Source organism: Corynebacterium sp. ACRPQ (genome assembly GCF_022347225.1).
Taxonomy (GTDB): domain Bacteria; phylum Actinomycetota; class Actinomycetes; order Mycobacteriales; family Mycobacteriaceae; genus Corynebacterium; species Corynebacterium tuberculostearicum_D.
In genome coordinates this window covers 145,025-170,151 of the sequence record NZ_JAKRNF010000002.1, presented here as the reverse complement: position 1 = coordinate 170,151, position 25,127 = coordinate 145,025, and the positions used below count along the sequence as shown (strand labels likewise).

Genomic DNA, 25,127 nt, shown 5'->3' with positions numbered 1-25,127 from the left:
CACATGGTTGACTGGTCGCAGCATAAAGCCCACCGTGAATCGGTCATGCAGGCTCACGGGCAGTACGTCGGCCTGTACGACAAGAACTGGGAACCAGTCTTAGACATTGAGGATTGGCTAGAGGCCGAGTGGGGTGGCATTTTTGCGGACGTGGGCAACATGTCCATGACCTTGCCGGGTGAGGTATCGCCGGGTGTGGTCAACCCCGTGGTGGATTATCTTTTGCGCGATGACCTCCGAAACTTGGATAAGGGCGGCAGTTTGGACGCGCTTATTCATGGCGCGGTGCATGTCGTCGTGGAGCGCCCCGGTCTTAAACGCCGTTGCTACCGCATTCTGGAAATCAATCCGCGTGGTGGCGACCCGCAGGGCAACCCCGCCGAGGTGGAACTCACGGGTGTGGACTCGATGGAGCACCTGAAGCACTTGCCACTGTGGGCGGACCCGTCCAACCGGTCTAAGGTTGTGCAGTTGCAGTGGGAGGACCGCCAAGACGGCAGCGCCGAAAAAGTCTCGCGCAAGTTGATTGGCCGTAATCTCATTGGCTATCAGCAGCCGAGCCTGCTGGACAGTATGTTCTCGTGGACGACGGGCTACACTAGCCCCTCGCAGTGGCGTGGGTTTAATCCGTCGATGCATCCGGTGATTTGCTCGCCGGTCATGTCTGGTAATCGCTCCGAATGGTGCGTGGTGTCGGCTCGTTGGGATAACGCGTGGGATTTGCTTAAGGCAACGTGGGCGGCGGCTGGTGTGCAGCCTTTCGCGTGGTTGTGGCTTCCCGGCGACCCGCAGCCTTTCCCGTCCTATACGACGCTCTCGTTGCCGACGACGATTATTGACTTCGCCCCAAGGGCTACGGTGACTGGCGCGGCAGGCATCGTGGGGCAGGCTTTCCGCCAATTGCGCCGCACGATTAGTAGTGACGATTTCATTACATCCACTACCGAGTTTGCGGACGTGGACATAAGGAACAGTGATGGGCGGCGCCCGTGGGTGGTCTACACACTCATGGACGCCCCAGATGTGAAGCTGCGTAAGTCCACGGACCACCGTTGGCTGGTGGGTGGTAAGTCACCAGACATCGTGAATAAGGCGGCGAATATTGGTATTAAGACCGCGTTTGCTGCGGCGGTGGCCGCAATCCCGTGGGTTGGTGCTCCTATTGCCGAGGTGATTAAGGGCGGCGGCGAATTGTTGGCGGAGATGTCCGCTGACCGCCTGTTTGTCCTCAACGAGTACGTGGACAAGAATCGCCAGTTTCATTATGGCCGGTCTCGTTTCACGGCTATCTCAAAGACAGGTGAAGCCAACACGGTGGAGTCTTTGCAGAAGGCTTGGCAGGCGAAGCAGGAGACGGAGGGCGGCATCAGCGCCGAGTTCTCCATCGACAACCCCGACCCGTACCTACCAGGGCGTGACTTTGACCTGGGCGACACCATCGGTGTGACCGCGTGGGGCGTGGTGTGGGCCGCTTACGTGTCTGGGTTGACGTGGACTTCTAAGCCCGGCAATGAGGTCGGCTGGCAGTTGCGTATTGGCGATTATGCGTCGTTGGCGTCGCCGGGTGAGCTGTACCAGGCGAATAAAGAGAATGTTCGTGCTGTGATTGGCCGACTGGCCGTGACAAAGGGAGGATAGATGGATTACCGCTACATTGTGCCGACGCAGGTGCCGGAGTCGGAACACCCGTACGCGGGCCTGTTTCTAGGTGTTGTGCCGGAGGGACGCGAGTCTGCTGTGGCACGCCATATTTTCGACGAGTTAGGTGCTCGCTTCCAGGTGGGAGAGGCGGAGACCATCACGCTTGGGTGGGCGGTTGATTTCGACACTGATAGTGACCGCGAGCGCGCCACGGTGGGCGAAGAGTTGGACTTTCAGATTCCGGGTGCTGATAAGCGTGGTGTGTGCATCATAGATGGGCACCTGCCGCCCGGTATTGAGCTACACCGCCACAACGGCACCCTCACAGGCAAGTTCACGAAGCCCGGCCTGTATGACGTGACTTTGGCGCTTGGCCCGGCGGTGAAACTCGACCCACTAGGCGGTACGGGAACACCGGGCGAGCAGGTCGCGTGGATACCCATTACCCAGAAGCGGGCACGTGCCGAGTCCACCACACCGGCACCAAAGACGCTCGACGGGCTTAGCGCTTTGGAGCTTTCCCAGCTTGCCGCCGAAGCCATGCGTCTAGAGCGCCTGAAAGCAATAGAGGAGCTAGACGATGGGCATTAACCCAAATTCCGGCGATGGTGTGGAGAAGAACTACACGGTTGATGGGCGCACAGACGCGACAAGCATAGTTTCCGATGCCGAGCACACCGGTAATGAAGCCGGTAAAGCCTTTGCCCAAATCGCCGCACAAGCCGACTCCGCAAACAAAGGAACTTCCGACCTTTCTAAGCGGGTAGCCGCTCTAGAAAAGCAATCCACCTCACCCGACCTCACCGGATACCCACTGCTTTTGTGGTGGGACGGCACCGGGACAAAACCCGCCCTTAAACCAGGATGGGCACTCATCAACATCACCACCGGCAAGGTAGAGAAAGGATAAAACCCGTGGCAATTAACCTCACCGGAAAAATCACCGACGTTACTGGAAACCCACCCGAAGGCGAAGTAGTAGTGTCAGTCAAAGCGCCTGTCTACCGCGCAGGTAGCAATTCGATTATCACTTCGTCTCCGCGCCGCGTAGATACGGACGGAACCTTCACCATCACCGTCGAACCAGGGCCAGCTTGGCTATACCTTGAAGGTAGCGGCTGGTCTGATTCTGTACCTATCTCCGCCGCTGAGGGATTCACCACCATCGTGCAGGCAATGGCAAACGCCGCTGGCATCCCCGGCCTCCTAGACTTCATCGCCTTGCTGAAAGATGGACGCGGCGTCATCGACGATTATGCGAAGAAAGCTGTTGATGAGGCGGTAGCGCCGGGGGAAATCCCTTCCGGTACGGACTGGGATACGCTGACTACGCGCTCCACTTATGTACGCAATCAGGGCACGTATGATGATAAGAATGACCCTATCCGCTTTGCGGGCGTGCTTTATGTCCATAACCCGGACCCCGCTTCCGCGTCTGATAGGTATAAGTCACAGACGTTTATTTCCTATGATGAGTTCGGTATTTGGCACCGTGCCCGCTCTGGTGGGGGTGAGTGGCTTCCGTGGCAGCGTTTGGACGCCGATGATTATAAGCCGGTAAACCTCGGCGAGGAGAGCCTAGATACAGTTACGGAAACTGGGTATTATGTCCAGCCTACTGGCAAGAGCGCCACAAAGAAGAATAAGTATCCCGTTGAGGGCGGGCGCGTAACTGTTACAGTCAGCCGCCTTAATGAGAACGCGCCTAGCCAGATCATGCAAACGGTTAGGTCTACTGACAGCGGACGAGTATTTGTTCGCACCTACATTTCTGGATGGAGTGAATGGGTTGAGGTAGCCGGTGGGCCGTTTTACCGGGGACTCATCGACTCCAGCGTAAAATCCATTGATGAGCTAGCGCCAGGCAATTGGGGCGTCGGCAGCGGCAACATCTCTACAGCGTTAGGCTTGCCGGAAAACTTCGGCACGTTGCTCATCCAGTACATTTCGTCAGGCAAGACCGCCCTTTTCCAGGCACAAGACAATTCAGGCCAGAAACCAGCACTATGGCTGGCTTCGAAATCTGGCGATACGTGGTCCGCATGGACAAAAGTGGCCGGGGATGCCGCCGCAGTAGATTCTGCAGCGGACATCACACACTTCGCGGTAGACACTGACGGGTTAACCCACGAGTTCCAAAGCCCCGATATGCCGGCTGACACTACCACCCCAGGGTTGGACGCTGCTGGCGTTATCTCCCGGTATGACAAGCTCATGGCCGAAAACCCGGACTATATTACTAAGCGCACCTTGGGCACTGCCTCCGATGGTAAGACTCCGCTCGTAGCCTACACATTTAAGCGGCCTGATTTGCCTACCCACGGCCGTAAATACGGCCAACTTTCCGACCAGGAACGCACAATGCCTACCTGCGTACTATCGAGCGGCACGCATGGGCATGAAGTATCCGTAGTGTCCAACTTGTACCAGTTCGCAAAGCTCCTGTGCAATGACTGGGATAAATACCCCGCGATTGAAGCAATGCGGTGGAACTTCGAGTTCGTATTCATCCCCATGGTCAACCCTTACGGTTTCAACGGCAGGGGAAACCCGGCTGTGTGGCCGCGAAAAAATGGCAACAAGGTTGACCTGAACCGAAACTTCCCTGTCGGGTGGGAAAAGACCAAACCAGATACGGCAACGTGGTCCGGCGAATCTCCACTGTCCGAACCGGAGTCTAAAGCCGTCTGGGAACTCATGCAGGACGTTAAAGACCGCGCCGTCCTCGGCATTGACATGCACAACTTCTCATCCTCGGAATCCAGCCCATGGCGGCAGGTGTGGGCTATCTACTCCCACCCGATGATGCTAGAAGTCAACAAGGCACTAATCCGCCTACTGTCACGACGCTGGAAGCAGCGCTACGACTGGATTACCATCCATGACACTTACTACGGCTACGTCAGTGAATGCACTGGCGGGTCCTTTGGCAGAGCGTATGCGGGCGTGGGTATCCCTGGCTCCACTTTGGAAACTAATAACATCACACTGTTGGATGGTGGTGACGGTGAGGAACTTAGCGCCAGGGCAATGACCTTGGGGTTGGATGCGATGGTCAACCACATTCGTCTGGGTCTTCTAGCGGGTGTTCGGCGTAAATCTCTACCGATGGGCGAGGGGTAGCCCATGGCGGTAACAATTGGTGCTCTGTCCCCAGCCCCTGTGGTGTGTACTGGCACGGGGTCTACGGCGGCGTCTGGGTGGTCTGTCTGGCGAATGCGTACTGACCACCCGTTGGCGAAGTTGGACGAGCTCGATACTCGTATTTCGCTTTCCTACCGGGGTCTATTTTTGGTGACTTATCTGGCGCCGGTGGAGAAAATTACACGCCAGTGGCTACTCAACGATGGTGCGGACCCGCAGCGCGGGGAGCTTACACTCGCTGGTGGAGCTGTATCCGAAGTTGTGGAGCTGAAATCCAAAGGCGACCAGCTTCGCGTCGTAGGAGCGCAACCGGGGCTTACGATTCGGATTGAATACCTCGCTACAAACTAACGCGCACTTCGGGGCGCTTTAATTTTTGCCCAAAAGGAGGGCGTAATTATGGTTACTCACCCAATGAAACAGGGCACCTATCAGGTGTCTAGTGGTTATGGGCCACGCTGGGGCACGTTTCACGCTGGGCTGGACTTCGCTGCGCCTATTGGCACGCCGATTTATGCGGCGGCTGATGGTGTCGTGGTGGAGGGCCGGGAGCGCTATAACGTGTCCGGTTTCGGCTCGTGGATATGGCTCGACTGCCAGGATAGCGTCGGCAAGGACTTCATTTACGGGCATGTCAAGCATGACGGAATTCTGGTTAAGGCCGGTGACCGTGTACGCGCAGGCCAACAGATAGGTGTGGTCGGTAACGAGGGCGAGTCCACCGGCCCTCACTGCCATTTCGAAGTTTGGGGGTCGCCGGGGCGATTAGGTGGTTCTCATCAAGACCCCGCCCCGTTTTTAACTAACGCCGCGCAGCCCGGCGAGTCTTCTGCCCGCCCTGTGGGGAAGCGGGGCGGCACATTGGTCGGCGTTGACGTTAGTGAGCACCAGGACGGAATGAGCCTGAAACGTGCTGCTAGTGAGGGTATTAGCTTTGCGATTATTCGCACCACTGACGGCACGCACCGCGACCGCTGCTACCGCTCACACCTAGAGGATGCAGAAGGGGCGGGAATGCTGACAGCTTCTTACCACTACCTGCGTAACCCGAGCGAAGGCACCAGCGTGGCGCAGCAAGTACAGGCCTCGCTGGAGGTCATGGGCGACATGAAGCGCCCGATGTGGATTGATGTGGAGACTAACGCCGGTTTGCACGTTGGCCATATCCGCGCCTGCAAGGCTGAGTTCGAGCGCCGGGGCGTGCGGGTGATTGGCTGCTATTCCTACGTCCCGTATTGGGAGGGGAGTATCAGCCCACACGAGCCGGACTCTCACGAGTTCGGGGCCTTTTGGGTGGCTGCTTACGGGCAGAATCACCACGGCCGCCCACGCGATATTTACCCCGGCGACCAGCACCAGCAATGGGATTACCCGCTGGGCAATCAGAAGCCCGCCCTGTGGCAATACGGCTCCAACGCCCAAGTGGCCGGGTACAGCGTGGACATCAACGCCTACAGGGGTAGCAGGGCGCAGCTAAAAGCACTATTCACAGGAAAGCAGCAGGAGGAGCTAAGCATGGCTGACATTCAAAGAATCCTTGACCATATTGACCGGAAAACCGAGGAGACCAAGCGCTACGTCGATATTCGCATCACTGAGCCGATGGGTTCAGATGTTAAGGACATTCGCCAGCAGCTGACCGGTGGGCGCGACAAGATTATCCGCGAGGACGGCACCGTAGATATTGAGGCCTCCTACCCCGGCTGGGAACAACTAGGTCAAGATAGCCAAGGCCGTAATCTCACGCTTCCGGATGCGGTGGCGAGTATCCGTCGCCAACTCGTGGAGATTGAAAAGAATCTGGAGGAACGCTAATGGCCAAGCACTACACCAATCCCGCACCAAAGCCCCGCGCCGTCATCGGCACCCCATGGTGGATACGCCTAGCCGTGTACGTCGTGGTCGCCGCCGTGGGCCTTGCCCTCGTCGCATTCGGCATCGCCAGCCCCGAGCAGGTGGACGGCTGGCTCGGCCAGACTGGTGGACTAGCCGCGCTCATTGGTGGTGCCCTCGCCGCAGTGAATACGGGCCGTGAATCCGACGAAGCACCTGTGGGTGTAGTCATTGAGCAGCCCGTCACGCCTGAGCCGGAGGATGCGCCCACCAGCCTGCCGGTCTACACTGGCCCCACCACGGCAGGGGAGTGAGTATGGATTGGGAAAGATTTAAACTCCGCGCCGCCAGGTGGCTCGTATCCGACGCAGCCGGGCTATTGATTCTGGGTAGTATTTCCATTGCTCGTGGCATGTCCTACACGCCGCTGCTGGTGAACCCTGAGCGGAAGCCTACGCACTTTATGGAGAGTGTGCTTAACCCACCGTCGTGGTCTGTGGTGTGGCTTCTCATGGGTGCGCTGTGCCTGTGCGGGGTCAAGTGGCCGAGGTTGGTGCCCGCTGCTGTGGGGGCTGTTGTGGGGCTGCATTCCATGTGGGCACTCAGCTTCATTTTCGCCACCATCTTTGGTGATATGGGCCGTGCTTGGGTGTCGTCCCTCGGCTATATCGGCATCGCCGCCATGACCCTTTACGCTTACGCACGCGGACAAAGCAATGAGATGAAGCTGGTCGATGGGAGGTGACGGGCATGCCCGTAGACGGGCCGCTGGCAACCATCATCGTTGGCGTGATTGGCGTGCTCGGCACCATCATTGGTACTCACCTGACGGAGAAAAGCCAGAAAAAGAAAGCGGAGATAGAAACACGAGGCCCCGAGTGGGAATCCTTCACCAATAGTATCCGTGAGTGGACGAATGAGCAGCTGAAAGAGCGCGACAAGTCCATTAATGAGATGCGGGGCGAAATCGCGGAACTCCGCGACAAACTAGAGGTGTGGAAAAGCCGCTACTTTATCGCCGTGAACCACATTAGGCAGTGGAGAATTCGCCACCCGGAGAGCGTCGCTGAAATGCCCATACCCGACGAGCTAGAAAATGATTTTTAGGATGACCCTCACCCCTGCGCGGGGTGGGGGGCTTTTCGTCGTTTTAGGGGGCAACCTCGAAATCAAAGTCTGCCATCGTGTACGCCATATGGATATGCCCTAGGAGTGCGGTGTGTTCAGAACGGCTAAAACTTTCACCTGTAATCGCGTTGGTGAGCATCACAGGTTTGCCTTCTGCCTCTGCCTGCTCGGCAATCTGTAGGGCTTGGTCGATACAGTCTGCGAACCGCACCCACTTGTCCTGGAGCCATACACCGGCATCGAGCGGGGGCTGGTGGGTGGTTTCCCAGCGTTGGGCGGTTCGTATGTTCACGTCACAGGCGTCGGCCACGTCCTGGGAGGTTAGGCCCATGCTGGTGCGTAGTATACGGAACTCATTCGGGGTCATGCGGCTTGTGTCCTTACTTCGGTGATGGTGCCGAGGGTGAAGTGCTGGCGGCCTACGACGCGGTCGATGGTGCCCCACTGCCCCGCGGTGTTGGTGCGCCGGAACGTCACATCAGCGGGAAACTGCTCTTTGAGGATGGCGTACATGTGGGGGCCGGTGTAGGTGCCCAGGGTGGTGATGATGGTCTGCATTTCGGACTTTCTTTCCGGTTGTGCGGCCTCTTCCAGGGGTGGTTCCCCTTGCCGTCTAACACCATTATATGCCGTAGTTTACGACATGGCAAGTTGTGGCGATCGCGCCCCCCGATCCCGCAAAAATCCCGCAATTCGCTTTGTAGCCCCCGTAATTACCGGAATTGCTGGAAGTATCGAAACACTGTGACCTGCGGTGATAAGGAAACCGCAGGACAGTCTTAGGGCCCAATAACTAGCAGTCGTAGTACATCTCAAACTCCTGCGGGGTAGGACGCAGGCGAACCGGGTTGATCTCGTTCTCGTACTTGTAGTTGATGTAGGTCTCGATGAGGTCCTCGGTGAAGACATCGCCTTCGGTGAGGAAGTCCATGTCCTCCTGCAGGGCCTTCAGGGAAGCCTCGAGGGAGGTCGGCGCCTGCGGGATGGACTCAGCCTCTGCCGGTGGCAGCTCGTAGAGGTCCTTATCAACTGGAGCGTGCGGCTCGATGCGGTTCTTTACGCCGTCAATGCCGGCCATCATCATGGCGGCAAAGCCCAGGTACGGGTTGCCGGATGGGTCCGGTGCGCGGAACTCGATGCGCTTGGCCTTCGGGTTGGAACCGGTAATCGGGATACGGATAGCGGCCGAGCGGTTGCGCTGGGAGTACACCAGGTTAATCGGTGCCTCGAAGCCTGGCACCAGGCGGTGGTAGGAGTTCAGCGTCGGGTTGGTGAACGCAAGAACGGCACCAGCGTGGTGGAGGATGCCACCGATGTAGTAGCGGGCGATATCGGAAAGGCCTGCGTAGCCAGCCTCGTCGTGGAAGAGAGGCTTGCCGTCCTTCCACAGGGACATGTGGGCGTGCATGCCGGAACCATTATCGCCAGCCAGCGGCTTAGGCATGAAGGTTGCGGTCTTGCCCCACTGCGCTGCGGTCTGCTTCACCACGTACTTGAAGGTCTGGATGTCATCGCCCGCGTGCAACATGGAGTTGAAGCGGTAGTTGATCTCGTTCTGGCCGGCGCCGACCTCGTGGTGGAAGCGCTCGATTTGGAAGCCAACCTTTTGCAGGTTCTCCACCATGGCGTCGCGAACCTCACCGTGCTTGTCATACGGCGCGGTGGGGAAGTAGCCGCCCTTCATGCGGGTCTTGTAGCCGGTGTTCGGAGTGCCGTCGAAGTTGGTCTCGCTATCGCGGTTCCACCAGCCCTCATCGGAATCCACCTCGTAGAAGCCGTGCTGGACGTCGGTGCCAAAGCGCACGGAGTCAAAGAGGTAGAACTCGGCCTCAGCGCCAAAGTTGCAGGTATCGGCAATGCCGGTGGACTGCAGGTACTCTTCTGCCTTGCGCGCGATGTTGCGTGGGTCGCGGGAGAAAGGCTCAAAGGTAAATGGGTCGTGGACGAAGAACTTGATGTTCAGGGTCTTGGCTGTGCGGAACGGATCGATATGCGCGGTGGCTGGATCCGGCAGCAGGGTCATATCGGATTCATCGATGGTGGTGAATCCGCGGATAGAGGAGCCGTCGAAGGCAAGGCCATTTTCGGCATCTTCTACGGTGAACTCATCTGCTGGGATGGAAAAGTGGTGCTCGGTGCCTGGGACGTCCGTAAAGCGGATATCGACGAACTTTACGTCCTCGTCCTTAATAAATTGGACGATGTCCTGCACTGTCTCGAAAGACACGTTTGTCTCCTCGTTGTTGACCGGTGAATTGTCTCTCTATAGCCTACTAGGTTCCTACCGTTGGCATCGCGATTCCCCTCGTTTCACATCTCACTTTGTGCCCGCTAGATTGGTGAGCATGGCAGATAAGCGTACGTGGCTCGACGGGCCGAATATTCCGGGCGAATACGATGACATGGAAGGCCCTGGCCGCTGGCCGGGCGAAAAGCTCGGCCTTCCGGAGTCCGGGCCGGGGTCACTGGCGCCCGTTGGCCGCCGCGCCGGCGCCGTGGCCATTGACTGGATCGTGTGCATGCTCATTGCCAACCTGATCCACATGTTCACCACGGAATTGGGCGGGGTGGCCTTCTTGGGCTACGCGCTGTGGGTAGTCATGGGCATTGTCTGCGGTTGGCTCTTTGCCCGCACCCCCGGCATGTTGCTGTTGGGTATGGGCGTGGCGCGACTCGACGTCCCCGGTGCCCGCGTGGGCCTGTGGCGTGCGGCGCTGCGCACGGTGCTCACCGGTGTGCTTTTCCCGGCGGCCATGGTTGATGCGGATGGACGCGGCATGCACGACCGCGCCACCGGCACCATCGTCATTCGCTCCTAGATAGCCTGCTATCAAGGGCATAAGAAAATCCCTGCTACGCCGCCGACGGTGTAGCAGGGATTAGCTTTAGGCGCTTATTTATTCTTCTTGCGCTGCTGGGCACGGCGCATGCGGCGGTTCATGCCGGCCATGTTCTGCGCCTGGTGGGGCATAGGGCCCTTAGGCATGCCCGGGGTGGTACCCGGCATGGAATCCATGGCCTCGATGCGGCGGATGTTTTCGTAGGTTTCGTTCTTATTGAAGTTGCGCGGCAGCTTCATGACCTTATTGCGCAGCTTGGATACGGGAACCTCGTCCTCGCCGTTGCCTACGAAAATCTCGTAGACGGGAACGCCGCCGGCGATCTTGTCTACACGCTTCTTAAGCTGGTTCAAGGTGGGGCGTACGCGGTTCTTATTGCCCTCGCAAACGAAGATGACGCCGGCATTGCCGATGACGCGGTGGATAAGATCCTGCTGGCGGGTAGCGGCCACACCGGTCTTTACGGACCACACGATGCCCACGGTATTGCGCAGCTGCTGCTCCAGCGCCCAGCCGGCAGCGCCGGGCTGGTCTTCTACGCGCTTGTACATATCGCGCTCAAGGCGGCGGGTGAAGAGGAACATAGCGAGCAGCGCGCCGATGCCCAAACCGAGGATGAGCATGAACCACTCGCCGCTAAAAAGCATGCCAATGAGGAAGAAGAGCAAGCCCATGCCCAGGAAGGCACCCAGCATGATGGGGATAAGCGCCTTATCCTGCTTGCGCTGCATATTGAATGCTTGCCACATTTGGGACCAGGTTTGCTTACGCTGCTGGCGCTTGGCCGCGCGTTCTTGCTTCTTTGCAGCCTTTAGTGCTGCCTTGTCATCTTTCGCCATGGCTCCTACTTTAAAGGTCAACGGGCATAAATGTTAAAACGGCCCACGCGAAAAGCGCAGGCCGTTATGAAAACGTTCGGTTTAGCGGATGGTGGCCGCCGCCGAATTCGCATTAGCCGGGGTCTTGGCCATGCGGGTGGTCACTGGAGTCTCTTCCGAGGGGCCGTACTTCTCCAGCAGGGTGGAGGCCTCTTGGGCGGTGGCACCCTGGGAGGTCTCGGCCAGGTGCTTGAGGTTTTCCGGCAGCTCAAAGCCGCGCTTTTCCATGGCCTGCACGTAGAGGCGGCCGGCGCGGTAGGACGAGCGCACCAGAGGGCCGGACATGACGCCGCCGAAGCCGAGCTCCTTGGCCAGCTTGGAGTGGGCGACGAATTCCTCTGGGCGCACCCAGCGCTCAATCGGGTGGAAGCGCGGGCCGGGGCGCAGGTACTGGGTGATGGTGATGATATCGCAGCCAGCAGAGCGCAGGTCACGCAATGCTTCCTCGACCTCATCCTCGGTCTCGCCCATGCCCAAGATCAGGTTGGACTTGGTAATCAGGCCATAGTCGTGGGCCTGGCGGATAACGTCCAGGGAACGCTCGTAGCGGAAGGCCGGGCGGATGCGCTTAAAGATACGCGGCACGGTTTCCAGGTTATGGGCAAAGACCTCCGGCTTGGCCTCAAAGACCTCTTCCAAAAGGTCCGGCTTGCCGGAGAAATCCGGGGTGAGGTTTTCCACGCCGGTATGGGGGTTAAGCTCGTGAATCTTGCGCACGACCTCCGCGTAGAGCCATGCGCCCTCATCCGGAAGATCGTCGCGGGTAACGCCGGTAATGGTGGTGTAGTTAAGGTCCATTTCCCGGATGTTTTCGGCCACGCGGCGCGGTTCGTCGCGGTCGAGTTCTTCCGGCTTGCCGGTGGCGATATCACAGAAGTCGCAGCGGCGGGTGCACTTATCGCCACCGATAAGGAACGTAGCCTCGCGGGATTCCCAGCACTCGTGGATATTCGGGCAGCCTGCCTCTTGGCACACGGTGTGCAGGGAAGCGCCGGCCACGCGGGACTTCATGTCCTCGTAGCCCGGGCCGGTGCGGACCTGGTTGCGAATCCAGCGTGGCTTTTGTTCGATGGGTGACTCCGCATTCTTCTTTTCAATGCGGAGCATCTTGCGTCCTTCAGGCTTTACAGTCACAAAACTCACTTTATCGGTTGATGGTGGTGATGGCTAATAGCTCTTCTAGGTATATGTCGCCGCAGTCACATCCTATTCCGCGCCAGCCCCGAACGAGGGCTACTGCTGCGCTTGCCGACGCCTCTCCCGTGCCCTTTCATTAGCCAGCTTCGTGGGATCCGGGGCTGAGCCGAAGGTGTGGTCGGCAACGATGAGGCGGCCCGAGAGGGCGTCGTCCAGCGCTTGCAACAGCGGTTGGGTGGCGTCCTCGAGGCTGACCTGGTGGCCCAGTTCTAGGGACAGGGTGGTGACGTCGGCGTCATCGATGCCGCAGGCCACGATGTGGTCGTAGTACTCCAGCGTATTGCAGCAATTGAGGGCCAAGCCGTGCATGGTCACCCCGCGGGTAATGCGGATGCCCAGGGCGGCGATCTTGCGGTCGCGCTTCGGGGCAGCCGGATCCTTGGCTTTGGTGGTGGAGGGGACCCATACGCCCGAGCGGCCATCGATGCGCCCTGCGGTGGTCACCCCCATCTGGCGAACCGTCTGGATGGTGGCTTCCTCCAAGCGGCGGACATAGTCGACGACGTCGACAGGCTCTGCCAGCTTGATAATGGGGTAGATGACCAGCTGGCCCTCGCCGTGCCAGGTGATGCGCCCGCCGCGGTCCACGGTGATAACGGGCAGGCCGTTATCGGGCATATCCTCTGGCTGGGTGCGCTTGCCGGCGGTATAGATATTGGGGTGCTCAACCACGAGCACCACGTCGCCTTGCTCGCCCTTGGCGCGGGCGGCCGCTACCTCGGCCTGGTAATCCCACGCCTCCTGGTAGTCCATCCGGCCCAGGAAACGGACCTCTAGTGGCTTATCGGAGGCGCGGATGGAGCGCTCGGCGGGGAAGAATGGATCGCGTGGTGCAGTCATAGCCTCAAAGTTTCCTCTGGTGCGGTGGGCAAAGCAAAGCGGGAGGATGCGCGTGGCACACCCTCCCGCGTGGGGCTGAATTAGTCCAGGCCGTTAGCGGATGCGTAGGCGGCGGCATCCATGAGCTCGCCGGCCTCATCTACCTCGACCTCGAAGAGCCAGCCCTCACCGAACGGGTCGTTGTTGATGACGGCGTAGTCATCGTGTACGGCCTCGTTGACAGCCTTGACGGTGCCGGTGACAGGGGAGTAGAGGTCAGAGACGGACTTGGTGGATTCCACCTCGCCACAGGACTCGCCGGCGGTGACGGTATCGCCCACCTCCGGTAGCTCAGCAAAGACAACCTCGCCCAAGCGATCGGCAGCGATGGAGGTAATGCCGATGCGCACGGTAGCGCCAGCGACGGCGTCAGCGGTGGCGTTGACCCACTCGTGGTCTTCGGAGTAGGAGAAATCTTGTGGAAGGGTAGCCATGGTGGTGTAGTCCTTTCGGGCTGGTTGAGATGATGTTTACTTATCGCGCTTGTAGAACGGCAACGCGGTTACTTCAAAAGGATAGCGCTTGCCGCGGATCTCTACTTCGACTTCGGCGCCGGGCTCGAGTTCGGCGCTGGTTTCCAGCAGCGCGATGGCAACTGGGTGTCCCAGGGTGGGGGAAGGCTGGCCGGAGGTGACGGTTCCGACCTTCTTGTCTCCCACGAATACTTCGGCGCCGGCGCGCGCGGCGCGGCGCTGCGTGGAGGTGAGGCCGGTGATCGCCACCTGCGGGCCGTCGGCGGCGCGCTGGCGGATGACCTCGGAGCCGACGAAATCGGCTTCCTTCTTGGCAAAGGCACGCGCCATGCCCGCCTCTACCGGGGTGATATCGCGAGAGAGCTCGTTGCCGTAGAGCGGCATGCCGGCCTCGAGGCGCAGGGAATCGCGGGCGGCAAGGCCGCACGGCTTGAGGTCGTATTCCTCACCGGCCTTGAGCAGTTCTTCCCACAGCTGCGGGGCATCGGAGTTATACACGATGAGCTCGAAGCCATCCTCACCGGTGTAGCCGGTGCGCGCGATAATGGCGAAGGTGCGCGCTACCTTGCCCATGGTGGCGGCGTAGTAGCCGAGGTTATATACCTCGTCCTGCTTATTGTCTTCTACCAGCGGCACGAGGATTTCTGCGGCCTTAGGGCCCTGGACGGCGATCATGGCGACGTCACGGGACTCGTTCTTCAGAGTTACATCAAAGCCCTCGGCGCGCTTATTGAGCTCGTCCCACACGGTATCGGCGTTGCCGGCATTCGGGACGACGAGGAATTTGTCCTCTTCAAAGCGGTAGGTGATCAGGTCATCGATGATACCGCCGTCTTCAGCGGTAATCATGGAGTACTTGGCCTTGCCCACCTTGAGGGGCTCGAAGTTGGAGATGAAGGCATAGGACAAGAACTTGCCGGCGTCGGCGCCGTTGACCCAAATTTCGCCCATGTGGGAGAGGTCAAAGAGGCCGGCGGTGCTGCGCACCGCGCGGTGCTCATCCAGCTCGTTCTGGTACTTCAAGGGCATGTTCCACGGGCCGAAGGCCGTGAAGGTGGCGCCGAGTTTTTCGTGCTCGGTATGAAGCGGGGAGGTGAGTAGTTCGGTCATGGTTACTCCTCAGATTCGTCGATGTCGAAAGCTTCTGGTGGTGGGCAGCTGCAGACCAGGTTGCGGTCGCCGTAGGCCTCGTCGATGCGGCGTATCGGCGGGAAGTACTTGTAGTTGTGACGCAGGGATTTCACGGGCCACGCGGCCTTTTCGCGACTGAAGGCGTACTCCCACGTATCGGAGCCGATGGACTCCGCGGTAAATGGTGCGTGGTGAATAACGGAGCCTTCGTAGGAAACCTCGCCGTCGATGATCTCTTGGATCTCCGCGCGGATGGTGCGCATAGCCTCAATGAAGCGGTCCAGCTCGCCCAGGTCTTCGGACTCGGTGGGCTCGACCATGAGGGTTCCGGCCACCGGGAAGGCGAGGGTCGGGGCATGGAAACCAAAGTCCACGAGGCGCTTGGCTACGTCGGCTGCGGTGACCCCGGAGGCGTCGGTAAGCGCGCGCAGATCCAGGATGCATTCGTGCGCAACCAAGCCAGCGTTGCCGGTGTAGAGCACAGGGAAGGAATCTTCCAAGGACTTGGCCAGGTAGTTCGCGCCCAAAATCGCGTGGGCGGAGGCCTGGGCCAGTCCCTGTGCCCCGGTCATAGCTAGGTACGCCCAGGAAATCGGCAGCACACCCGCCGAGCCGTACTTGGTATTGGTAATTGGCACGCCCTGACCTACCGGGGTAGCGGTGGTGGCATCCAGCTGCGGATCCGCGGCGTTGGTGGGCAGGAAGGGGATGAGGTGCTCGGCCACTGCGACCGGACCCACGCCCGGGCCGCCACCGCCATGCGGAATGGTAAAGGTCTTGTGCAGGTTGAGGTGGGAAACATCGCCGCCGAACTGGCCTGGGCGGGCCCAGCCGGTCAGCGCGTTCATATTCGCACCGTCGATGTAGACCTGGCCGCCCACCGCGTGGACCTTATCGCATACGTCGCGGACCTCGGGGTCAAAGACACCGTGGGTGGACGGGTAGGTCACCATGATGCCGGCGATGTGGTTGCCGTGCTTGGCAATCTTCTCATCCAAATCCGCCAGGTCAATAGAGCCATCCTCGGCGGTCTTGACCACAACAACGCGCAGGTTAGCCAGCGTTGCCGAAGCCGCATTGGTACCGTGCGCGGAAGCTGGGATGAGCACTACATCGCGCTCGTTATCGCCATTGGCTACGTGGTAGCGGCGGATGGCCAAAAGACCCGCCAGCTCGCCCTGGGAGCCGGCATTGGGCTGGATGGAGACCTTGGCATAACCAGTGACCTCGGCCAGCCAGCCCTCAATCTCTTCTACCAAGGCGCGCCAACCGGCGGTCGTTTCCTCTGGTGCGTAGGGGTGGATGCCTGCAAACTCCGGCCAGGAAATCGGCTCCATGGCGGCGGTGGGGTTGAGCTTCATGGTGCAGGAGCCCAGCGGAATCATGGTGCGGTCGAGCGCCAAGTCCTTATCGGCCAGCTTGCGCAGGTAGCGCAGCATCTGGGTCTCGGAATGGATGCGGTTGAAGATCTCGTGCTGGAGTGGCTCCTCGCCACGCTGCAGGTTCTCCGGCAGGGCAAAGTCGGCCTCAGCAGCTTTGGCGCCGAAGGCCTGGGCGAGCTTGGCGACGTCCTCCTTGGTCGCCGACTCACCAAAGGACACCGATACCTTGTCCTCGCCGATGGTGCGCACGAGGTAGCCCTCCTTTTGGAGGTCAGTCTTGATGGTGGCGGCGTCTACGCCGGCGACGGTCACGGTATCGAAGAAGTCCTCGGACACGAGTTGCTTTCCGGCATCCTTGACGGCCTGCGCAAAGGAGGAAGCGAGCGCGTGGACGCGCTGGGCAATGGCCGTGAGGCCTTGCGGACCGTGGTAGACGGCATACATGGAGGCGACATTGGCTAGCAGTGCCTGCGCAGTACAGATATTGGAGGTGGCGCGTTCGCGGCGAATGTGCTGCTCGCGGGTCTGCAGTGCCAAGCGGTAAGCGGGGCGACCATCCGCGTCCTTGGACACGCCCACGATGCGGCCAGGCATCTGGCGCTTGAGCTTTTCTGTGACCGCCATGTAGGCAGCGTGCGGGCCGCCGAAGAAGAGCGGAACGCCAAAGCGCTGGGAAGAACCGAGCACAATATCGGCGCCCAGCGAGCCAGGTGCCTCCAGCAGGAGCAGCGAAAGCGGGTCGGTGGCCACGGTGGCCAGAGCGCCGCGGGTGTGCAGCTCCTCGATGATGGTGGAGGGGTCAAAGATGTCGCCCTCGGTACCGGTGTAGGCGATTACTGCGCCGATGAGGTCCTCGCCCACGAGGCCTTCGCGCAGGTCTACGATTTCTACCTCGAGGTCAATCGCGCGGGCACGCTCTGCGGCGACGGTAAGCACCTGCGGGTGCAGGCGAGAATCCAGCACCACGCGGCGACCCTTCTTGACCGCGCGGGACATAAGGCCCACGGCTTCCGCGGTGGCGGAGGCCTCATCCAGCAAGGATGCATTGGCGATGGGCAGACCGGTCAGGGACTCAATCATCGTCTGGAAGTTCAACAGCGCTTCAAGACGACCCTGGGAGATCTCTGGCTGATATGGGGTATAGGCGGTGTACCATCCCGCGTCTTCCAATAAACCGCGGCGGATGACCGCGGGGGTGAGGGTGTCAGAAAAGCCTTGTCCGTAGAAGGACTTCAGCACGGTGTTCTGGTTGGCGTACTCCCGCAATGTAGCCTGCGCCTCATCTTCCGAGAGTGCCTCAGGAAGCTGAGGCAGTTCTGCGGCGCGGATCTTTGAGGGAATGGCGGCATCGACCAGCGCGTCCACGCTGTCGTAGCCTACCTTCGCAAGCATGGTGGCCTGCTCCGCAGAATCCGGCCCTAGGTGGCGGGAGATGAATTCCATGTCAGTGAGACTCCTTAATAGGGGGACAGTGGCTGTAACCGCCCCAATTATATGTTTAACAATGGGTGAGCCGATCCCGCTTTGGAAACTTTTATGCAGCGCGTCACTGTATAGAACTGCACCCAGTGCGCTCACCATGGGCTTAGGGGCAAGTCTCCCCCAACACCTCGAATAAAAAGGGATGGATTAGTCCGGCGTTTTCGGATCCGTCACCCCCACTTGGCACCCCAGACATAGCTAAAGCCTCTTAGCCCCGCAGTGGGGCTAAGAGGCTTTAAGCGGCGATAGAACCTTTAGACTTCGAGGTCTGCCTGGAAGTCAGCGGTCTGCAGGCGGTCCTTGATGGTGGTGATGAAGCGGCCTGCGTCCGCACCGTCAACTACCTGGTGATCGTAGGTGAATGGCAGGTAGCACATCTGGCGGATGGCGATGGCGTCCTGGCCATTCTCGTTGACAACGACCGGGCGCTTTTCAATAGCCGCGGTGCCCAGGATGCCGGCCTGTGGCGGAACCAAGATCGGGGTATCGAGCATGGCGCCCTCGGAACCGATGTTGGTCACGGTGAAGGTAGCACCGGTGAGATCGTTCGGCTTCAGCTTGTTATTGCGGGCCTTATCAGCGAGCTCTGCAATCTGCTGAGCGATCTGCGGCAGGGTCATATCCTGTGCCTTGTGGATGACCGGGGTGAGCAGGCCCTTCGGGGTGTCAACGGCGATAGCGATGTTGACGTCCGAGTGGTAGGTCATCTCCTTGGTCTCTGGGTTATAAGACGCATTGACGTTCGGGTGGGAGACCAGAGCCTCGGCGGTAGCCTTCACGATGAATGGCAGGAAGGACAGGTTGGCACCGTGCTTGTCGATGAACGCCTGCTTGTTCTTCTTGCGCATATCCCAGATGGCAGTCATGTCGACTTCCTGAACGTGGGTAAGCTGCGCAGAAATTTGCAGCGCCTCGACCATCTTGGCGGCGGTGATTTCGCGGATGCGGTTGACCTTCTGGGTGGTGCCGATGAGCTCCTGCTTGGCCGGATCCACGGACTTGGTGGACCAACGCGCGCGAGGGGAGTTATCGGACTGTGCGCCAGACTTGGCAGGTGCATCGCCCTCGCCAGCAGCGGCGAGCACGTCCTGCTTGCGGATACGGCCGCCGACGCCGGTGCCCTCAACGGTGTTGAGGTCTACGCCGTGCTTTTCAGCCAGCTTGCGTACCAGTGGGGTGACATAAGGAACGTTATCGCCATTGTTGACCTTGGCAGAGGTGTTCAGGGAGGAATCCTGCTTGGACTCCTTCTTTTCCTCAGCCTTCGGTTCTGGCTTCTTGTCTTCCTTTTCTTCGGCCTTGGGCTCTTCCTTCTTTTCTTCCTGTGGCTCTGGCTTGGCCTCGGAGGAGGATGCGGTGGCGTTTTCGTCGCCGATGCGGGCGATGATTTCGCCGACCTCGATGGTGTCGTCCTCGTCGGCGAGGATTTCTACCAGGGTGCCTGCTACTGGGGAAGGAATTTCAGTATCGACCTTGTCGGTGGAGACCTCGAGCAGCGGTTCGTCTACCTCGACGGTATCGCCAACGGACTTCAGCCACTGGGTGATGGTGCCTTCGGTGACGGATTCGCCGAGTTCTGGCATTTCCACGTCGGCTGCGTCGCCGGAGCCGCCGTTGGAGGAGTCAGCCTTCTTGTCTTCCTTTTCTTCGGCCTTCGGCTCTTCCTTCTTTTCTTCCTGTGGCTCTGGCTTGGCCTCGGAGGAGGATGCGGTGGCGTTTTCGTCGCCGATGCGGGCGATGACTTCGCCGACCTCGATGGTGTCGTCCTCGTCGGCGAGGATTTCTACCAGGGTGCCTGCTACTGGGGAAGGAATTTCAGTATCGACCTTGTCGGTGGAGACCTCGAGCAGCGGTTCGTCTACCTCGACGGTATCGCCAACGGACTTCAGCCACTGGGTGATGGTGCCCTCGGTGACGGATTCGCCGAGTTCTGGCATTTCCACGTCGGCTGCGTCGCCGGAGCCGCCGTTGGAGGAGTCAGCCTTCGGCTCTTCCTTCTTTTCTTCTGCTTCTTCCTCGCCCTTATCAGCGGAGGAGTCGTTGGATGCGGAGCCTGCCTCATCCTCGTCACCGATGATGGCGATGACTTCGCCAACCTCGATGGTGTCATCCTCGTCAGCCTTAATTTCAATAATGGTGCCGGCTACGGGGGAGGGGATTTCAGTATCGACCTTATCGGTGGAGACCTCGAGCAATGGTTCGTCGACCTCGACGGTATCGCCGACGGACTTGAGCCACTGCGTGATGGTGCCTTCGGTTACGGATTCGCCCAGCTCGGGCATCTCAACGGAGTTCGCCATGAGTTATAAGACTCCTCGAAAGTTGGAAGTGTTCTATCGCTACCCGACAATCTTACAGCGTGATGCTCACCCTCGTGCAGATGTGGGGTTAGTAACTACCCTCCTTCCGGGTAAGCTAGGCAATTATGTTCAACCCTTTCCGCCGCAATAAGTCCAGATCGTCGCTGCGACCACCCCGCGGACCGGGGGAGACCGTCCGCCCGGAAGACGCGCAGGATCTGCAACAGTGGGCCGCCGGAAAGGCTTTTATAGAAGCCTTTGTGGAGCCGGAAACGGTAGTCAATGAGATGTCCGTTGTTGTTGTGGATGAAAACGGCGAGTTCATTCGCCGTCGTATCGGCGGGCCAAAGGGCATCGATGCGGTGGCCAAACTATTGAGCTGCGATATTTATGATGTAGAAGAAACCGGCTATCCGCAGCGCATGCGCGATCGCATGGAAAGGCAGCGCATCTTGCGCAAAAGGGAAGAGCAAAGGCAACGCCGCGCCCGATTTGAGCGCGGCGAAAATCCCGATACAGGGCGAGAGCTAAGCTAGGTCAGCATCCTCGCGTAAATAAATTTGAGACCCGTTGCGGCGGAATTCGGCGGATTTTTCCTGCATACCTTCCTCTGGTGCTGAGCCGTGGGCTGCCGCGCGGACCTGGTCGCCCAGCGTCGGCATGCCCAGCTCGGCCATTTGCCCGCCGAACATCTCGCGGATGTCTTGGCTAATGCGCATGGAGCAGAACTTCGGCCCACACATGGAACAAAAGTGTGCGGTCTTTGCTGGCTCAGCAGGCAACGTTTCATCGTGATAGGCCTGCGCGGTCTCTGGGTCGAGGGAGAGCGCAAATTGGTCATTCCAGCGAAATTCAAAGCGGGCCTTGCTCATGGCATCGTCCCAAGCGCGGGCGCCTGGATGTCCCTTGGCAACGTCCGCTGAGTGCGCCGCAATCTTATAAGTAATGACGCCAGTTTTTACATCATCGCGGTTGGGCAGTCCCAAGTGCTCCTTCGGCGTGACATAGCACAACATGGCTGTACCACCCATTGCGATATGGGCGGCACCGATGGCGGAAGTGATGTGATCATAGCCAGGGGCGATATCGGTAACTAGAGGGCCGAGGGTATAGAAGGGGGCATCTGAAGCCCAGTCCTGTTCGAGTTCGTTGTTTTCTTGAATCATGTTGAGCGGCACGTGTCCGGGGCCTTCCACCATGACTTGGACGTCATACTCCCAGGCGCGGCGTGTAAGCTCGCCGATAGTCTTTAGCTCTGCAAATTGGGCGGCGTCGTTGGCATCGGCAAGGCTGCCGGGGCGCAGGCCGTCGCCAAGCGAAAATGCAACATCGTATTGAGCGAAAATCTCGCACAGCTCATCGAAGTGCTCGTACAGAAATGACTCTTTGTGGTGAGCAAGGCACCATCCCGCCATGATGGAGCCACCGCGGCTGACAATGCCGGTCACGCGATTGCTTGCTAGCGGTACATACGCCAAGAGCACACCGGCGTGAATGGTCATATAGTCCACACCCTGTTCGCATTGCTCGATGACGGTATCGCGGAAGATTTCCCAGGTCAGATCCTCTGCCACGCCATTTACCTTTTCCAATGCTTGGTAAATAGGCACGGTGCCAATGGGAACTGGGGAATTGCGCAGAATCCACTCGCGGGTGGTGTGGATATCGTCACCAGTGGAAAGATCCATTACGGTGTCCGCGCCCCACTGGGTAGCCCAGCGCAGTTTGGACACTTCTTCCTCGATGGAGGAGGTAACCGCGGAGTTACCAATATTGGCGTTGATTTTGGTGAGAAATTTTCGCCCAATGATCATGGGCTCAGACTCGGGGTGGTTGACATTATTAGGGATAATGGCGCGGCCGCGAGCTACCTCAGCGCGAACGAATTCTGGATCGCAATGCTCACGTAGTGCTACGAATTCCATTTCGCGGGTGATGATTCCTTGGCGGGCGTAGTGCATTTGAGTTACGCGGCGCCCGGGCTGAGCCTTAAGCGGCGGGCGCTTAGAGCCCTTCCACTCTTGGGAAGACGCCCCGCGGCGCTGTGCGGCACGTCCATCGTCAGCCAGCTCGCGGCCGCGACCGGCGTACTCTTTGGTATCTCCGCGCTCGCTAATCCACTCGCTGCGCAGGGCCGGTAGCCCCACTTCAGGTGCGCATTCTGGCCCACGCGTGCGGTAGACGCGGAAGGGCTCATTGGGGCCTTGTGGGGAATCATCCAGTTGGATTTCGGTCTCTGGAACTTCTAGACCGTCGTGGTGAATGGGGGAATAGGAATGCTTAGGGTGGTTTTCTGGGGCAGCCGTCATGGCAAGCGCTCCTCTCTTCCTTCGTAGGTATTAACCAAACAGGTTCGAACGGTCTATGCGCAGCTTTAGCGCACTCTCAGCCCGTGCTCGGGCACCCGTGGGGACGCAGATCACCCTATAACAATCGTCTCGCGTAGCGCAGAGCTTTCGCCATTTGGGTGGAGACACATTTGTCGAGGTGAGGTAGTAGGAGCCTTGGTGGCACAATTCAACAGGAAACTTTCAGGTACTTGACACCCGGATCCAATATCGGCATTCCATACTTAATTCATGCGTTTGAGAGAGCGCATGCGAGAGAGATAGAGAGAACCCCTCCCGTTTCCAGAGGGCGGCTGCTTTAGCTGATACATGGAAACACTTTGTAGAGAGACGCCTACGGCCCTCGGACCAGATTCGGTTCGAGGGCCGTAGGCGTTGTCGTGCGCTTAGCAGATGGTGGCACCGGCAGCGGCCAATTCCTGCAACGCGGTCTCGCCACGGGCATCATCAACGGGGGAGCAGTACTCACGCAGTACGCGGACGGTGAACCCTTCTCTCAAGGCGTCGGCGGCCGTGGCGCGCACGCAGTGATCGGTGGCAATGCCCACGATATCCACGGCGTCTATGTGGCGCTCGCGCAACCAGTCAGCGAGCAAGGTACCGTTCGCAGCGCCCTCGAATCCGGAATAGGCCGCGGTGTATTCACCTTTGCGGAAGTAGGCTTGCGCCGGCCCGATGGCCTCATGCATGGCCGCCCCGTGGGAGTCGGCTACGCAGTGCACTGGCCAAGAATCGACAAAATCCGGGTCCTTAGAAAAGTGAGAACCCGGATCGATGTGCCAATCCTGCGTGGCTACGACGGTTTCGTAGTCCTGTTGCAGGGAGGCGATTTTTGCAGCGACCTCATTGCCCCGCTCGGTGCCTAAGGCGCCGCCGGGGCAGAAGTCATGTTGTACGTCAACGATGATTAAAGCAGGCTTCATGCCTCTAGGATTCTAAACGCAACAAGCCTGTTGTGGTGCTACTTTAATTCAGCAATCTCGCGCAGGGCGGCAACCACCGTGCGGGTGGGCACGCCGGTGCCCATCTTCGGGGTGTATCCATAAGGGCCCGTGGTGTTGAAGGAAGGGCCAGCCACATCGATATGGGCCCATTCGATTCCCTCGCCCACGAAGTGCTGGAGGTAGGTGCCGGCGTATTCCATGCCGCCCTCACGCTTGGCGTTGATATTGCGGATATCGGCGCTGGCGGACTTCACGGATTCCTCGTGTTCCTCTAGCAAAGGCATGGCCCATGCCTTTTCGCCCACCTCGCGGCCAATCTCGGCCATGCGATCGCGGAATTCTTCCGAGCCCATCACGCCGGCGGTGCGCTCACCCAGGGCGACCATCTGGGCGCCGGTCAAGGTCGCGGTTTCGATGAGGTAATCGGGGTTGTCTTCGCTGGCGCGCGCAATGGCGTCGGCAAGCACGAGGCGGCCCTCCGCGTCAGTGTTGAGTACCTCGGAGGTAATGCCGCCGTAGTGGGTGATGACGTCACCCGGGCGGGTGGCATCGCTGCCCGGCATGTTTTCTGCCAGCGGCAGGGTAGCGGTGATGCCCACCTTCAGGTTCAGCTTTGCCGCAGCGATGATGGCGGCGGCCATTGCAGCGGAACCGCCCATGTCAGAAATCATGTCCCACATCTTGGCGCCCGGCTTCAGGGAAATTCCGCCGGTATCAAAGGTAATGCCCTTGCCTACTAGGGCGACGTGGCGCTTGGCCTTCTTCGGCTTCCAGCTCAAGCGGACCAAGCGCGGCGGGCGGGCGGATCCGCGACCGACGGCCATGATGCCGCCAAAGCCCTGCTTTTCCAGCGCCTTTTCGTCCAAGACCTCGACTTCAAGGCCGGCCTCTGCCGCTTGGGCAGAGAGGAATTCGGCATAGGTTTCTGGGTAGAGCAGGTTGGAAGGGGTATTGACGAGGTCGCGGGCGATGAGAACGGACTCGGCGGTAATCTTGGCGCTGTCGAATTCCTTTTGTGCGGACTTCTCCGCCACCACGGTGAAAGTGGTGGTCTCCGCGGCCGACTCGGAGCGCAGGCCAGAATACTTATAGCCGCCGAGGATGAGGCCTTCCACCACTGGGGTGATACCGAAATCGCCCAGGGAGGTGGCTACGGCCCCCACCTTGGTGATGGAACGCGCGGCCTGGCCGGCAGCGCGGCGCAGCGTCTCATCGTCTACTTCTTCCGCATCGCCCAAGCCAACGGCGATGATGGATGCTACACCCGCCTTAGCCGGAGCCGGCACGCGCGTGACTTCACCGGTCTTGCCAGAGGCCCCGACGGCCACCAGCGCCTCATAAGTGGAGCGCAGCGCTGCGCCCCCAAGTAATTCGGTGCCTGGCAGTTCTAGGCCGCCTTCGCCCTCGAAAGCGGCGATAAGTAGAGCTTCCGCCTTCTTAGGAACCTTCTTTCCCAGCTTTACCTGGGGAAAGTGGCCGCGTGCTGGTAGATCGGACTGTGCCATTGTCTCCTCCTTTATGGAAAGG

Annotated in this window: 23 protein-coding genes and 1 riboswitch; of the genes, 10 read left to right on the top strand and 13 right to left on the bottom strand. The window is 59.6% G+C overall.

Going from position 1 to position 25,127, the window contains the following annotated elements; genetic code table 11:
- Positions 1-3 precede the first annotated feature (3 nt).
- The 8 genes from MHY24_RS02315 to MHY24_RS02280 all read left to right on the top strand — a co-directional run bounded on the left by MHY24_RS02315 (position 4) and on the right by MHY24_RS02280 (position 7,725).
- Entirely contained in the window at positions 4-1,638 is a 1,635-nt protein-coding gene (locus tag MHY24_RS02315; RefSeq protein WP_239228217.1) for a hypothetical protein, read from the top strand.
- Positions 1,639-2,232: a hypothetical protein gene (locus MHY24_RS02310; RefSeq protein ID WP_239228216.1), complete on the top strand. Its 594-nt coding sequence runs from the start codon at positions 1,639-1,641 to the stop codon at positions 2,230-2,232.
- Positions 2,222-2,551, top strand: a complete 330-nt coding sequence (locus tag MHY24_RS02305) for a hypothetical protein (protein WP_239228215.1) — start codon at positions 2,222-2,224, stop codon at positions 2,549-2,551. Before MHY24_RS02310 ends, MHY24_RS02305 begins: the two co-directional genes overlap by 11 nt.
- Before the next feature lie 5 nt (positions 2,552-2,556).
- Positions 2,557-4,764, top strand: a complete 2,208-nt coding sequence (locus tag MHY24_RS12130) for a M14 family zinc carboxypeptidase (RefSeq protein WP_239228214.1) — start codon at positions 2,557-2,559, stop codon at positions 4,762-4,764.
- A gap of 420 nt (positions 4,765-5,184) precedes the next feature.
- A complete protein-coding gene (locus tag MHY24_RS02295) occupies positions 5,185-6,600 on the top strand; it encodes a peptidoglycan DD-metalloendopeptidase family protein (protein ID WP_239228213.1) in 1,416 nt (471 codons plus the stop codon).
- Positions 6,600-6,932 (top strand): hypothetical protein, encoded by a 333-nt coding sequence (locus MHY24_RS02290; RefSeq protein ID WP_239228212.1) that lies wholly within the window; start codon positions 6,600-6,602, stop codon positions 6,930-6,932. Before MHY24_RS02295 ends, MHY24_RS02290 begins: the two co-directional genes overlap by 1 nt.
- 158 nt (positions 6,933-7,090) lie before the next feature.
- Positions 7,091-7,363: a hypothetical protein gene (locus MHY24_RS02285; protein ID WP_239228211.1), complete on the top strand. Its 273-nt coding sequence runs from the start codon at positions 7,091-7,093 to the stop codon at positions 7,361-7,363.
- Positions 7,364-7,368: 5 nt separating this feature from the next.
- Positions 7,369-7,725, top strand: coding sequence for a hypothetical protein (locus MHY24_RS02280; protein ID WP_239228210.1), 357 nt, complete (start codon positions 7,369-7,371; stop codon positions 7,723-7,725).
- Positions 7,726-7,768: 43 nt separating this feature from the next.
- Here MHY24_RS02280 and MHY24_RS02275 read toward each other — a convergent pair whose 3' ends face one another.
- From MHY24_RS02275 to glnA, 3 genes are all read right to left on the bottom strand, one after another.
- Positions 7,769-8,077, bottom strand: a complete 309-nt coding sequence (locus tag MHY24_RS02275; protein ID WP_239228209.1) for a hypothetical protein — start codon at positions 8,075-8,077, stop codon at positions 7,769-7,771.
- Positions 8,078-8,109: 32 nt separating this feature from the next.
- Entirely contained in the window at positions 8,110-8,304 is a 195-nt protein-coding gene (locus MHY24_RS02270; RefSeq protein ID WP_239228208.1) for a hypothetical protein, read from the bottom strand.
- 235 nt (positions 8,305-8,539) lie between these two features.
- The gene (gene glnA / locus MHY24_RS02265) at positions 8,540-9,973 is read right to left on the bottom strand and encodes a type I glutamate--ammonia ligase (protein WP_239228207.1); all 1,434 of its coding nucleotides are present in this window, start codon (positions 9,971-9,973) and stop codon (positions 8,540-8,542) included.
- Between the two features lie 118 nt (positions 9,974-10,091).
- Between glnA and MHY24_RS02260 the strand changes: the two genes are divergently transcribed.
- Positions 10,092-10,565, top strand: a complete 474-nt coding sequence (locus MHY24_RS02260; protein ID WP_239228206.1) for an RDD family protein — start codon at positions 10,092-10,094, stop codon at positions 10,563-10,565.
- Positions 10,566-10,639: 74 nt separating this feature from the next.
- Here the strand turns inward: MHY24_RS02260 and MHY24_RS02255 are convergent, their stop codons facing one another.
- The 7 genes from MHY24_RS02255 to sucB form a co-directional block, all read right to left on the bottom strand.
- Entirely contained in the window at positions 10,640-11,425 is a 786-nt protein-coding gene (locus MHY24_RS02255) for a DUF4191 domain-containing protein (protein WP_204608280.1), read from the bottom strand.
- 81 nt (positions 11,426-11,506) lie between these two features.
- A complete protein-coding gene (lipA, locus tag MHY24_RS02250; RefSeq protein WP_005327094.1) occupies positions 11,507-12,571 on the bottom strand; it encodes a lipoyl synthase in 1,065 nt (354 codons plus the stop codon).
- A 126-nt stretch (positions 12,572-12,697) separates the two neighbouring features.
- Entirely contained in the window at positions 12,698-13,501 is an 804-nt protein-coding gene (lipB, locus tag MHY24_RS02245; RefSeq protein WP_239228205.1) for a lipoyl(octanoyl) transferase LipB, read from the bottom strand.
- Positions 13,502-13,581: 80 nt separating this feature from the next.
- The gene (gene gcvH / locus MHY24_RS02240; RefSeq protein WP_239228204.1) at positions 13,582-13,974 is read right to left on the bottom strand and encodes a glycine cleavage system protein GcvH; all 393 of its coding nucleotides are present in this window, start codon (positions 13,972-13,974) and stop codon (positions 13,582-13,584) included.
- Between the two features lie 36 nt (positions 13,975-14,010).
- Positions 14,011-15,123, bottom strand: a complete 1,113-nt coding sequence (gene gcvT / locus MHY24_RS02235; protein WP_239228203.1) for a glycine cleavage system aminomethyltransferase GcvT — start codon at positions 15,121-15,123, stop codon at positions 14,011-14,013.
- 2 nt (positions 15,124-15,125) lie between these two features.
- A complete protein-coding gene (gcvP, locus tag MHY24_RS02230; protein ID WP_239228202.1) occupies positions 15,126-17,969 on the bottom strand; it encodes an aminomethyl-transferring glycine dehydrogenase in 2,844 nt (947 codons plus the stop codon).
- A 293-nt stretch (positions 17,970-18,262) separates the two neighbouring features.
- Positions 18,263-20,308 carry a 2-oxoglutarate dehydrogenase, E2 component, dihydrolipoamide succinyltransferase gene (gene sucB, locus MHY24_RS02225; protein ID WP_239228201.1) on the bottom strand — a complete coding sequence of 682 codons (2,046 nt, stop codon included), beginning with the start codon at positions 20,306-20,308 and terminating at the stop codon, positions 18,263-18,265.
- A gap of 125 nt (positions 20,309-20,433) precedes the next feature.
- On the opposite strand from sucB, the gene MHY24_RS02220 reads away from it, so the two are divergent.
- Positions 20,434-20,844, top strand: coding sequence for an oxidoreductase (locus tag MHY24_RS02220; RefSeq protein ID WP_239228200.1), 411 nt, complete (start codon positions 20,434-20,436; stop codon positions 20,842-20,844).
- On the opposite strand, the gene thiC is transcribed toward MHY24_RS02220, so the two are convergent.
- The 3 genes from thiC to MHY24_RS02205 all read right to left on the bottom strand — a co-directional run bounded on the left by thiC (position 20,836) and on the right by MHY24_RS02205 (position 25,105).
- Positions 20,836-22,617 carry a phosphomethylpyrimidine synthase ThiC gene (thiC, locus tag MHY24_RS02215; protein WP_239228199.1) on the bottom strand — a complete coding sequence of 594 codons (1,782 nt, stop codon included), beginning with the start codon at positions 22,615-22,617 and terminating at the stop codon, positions 20,836-20,838. The two genes, MHY24_RS02220 and thiC, sit on opposite strands and share 9 nt — an antisense overlap.
- Positions 22,616-22,726: riboswitch (TPP riboswitch) on the bottom strand. It overlaps the preceding gene by 2 nt.
- A gap of 316 nt (positions 22,727-23,042) precedes the next feature.
- Positions 23,043-23,579, bottom strand: coding sequence for an isochorismatase family protein (locus tag MHY24_RS02210; protein WP_204608295.1), 537 nt, complete (start codon positions 23,577-23,579; stop codon positions 23,043-23,045).
- Between the two features lie 38 nt (positions 23,580-23,617).
- Positions 23,618-25,105 carry a leucyl aminopeptidase gene (locus MHY24_RS02205; RefSeq protein ID WP_239228198.1) on the bottom strand — a complete coding sequence of 496 codons (1,488 nt, stop codon included), beginning with the start codon at positions 25,103-25,105 and terminating at the stop codon, positions 23,618-23,620.
- Positions 25,106-25,127 lie beyond the last annotated feature (22 nt).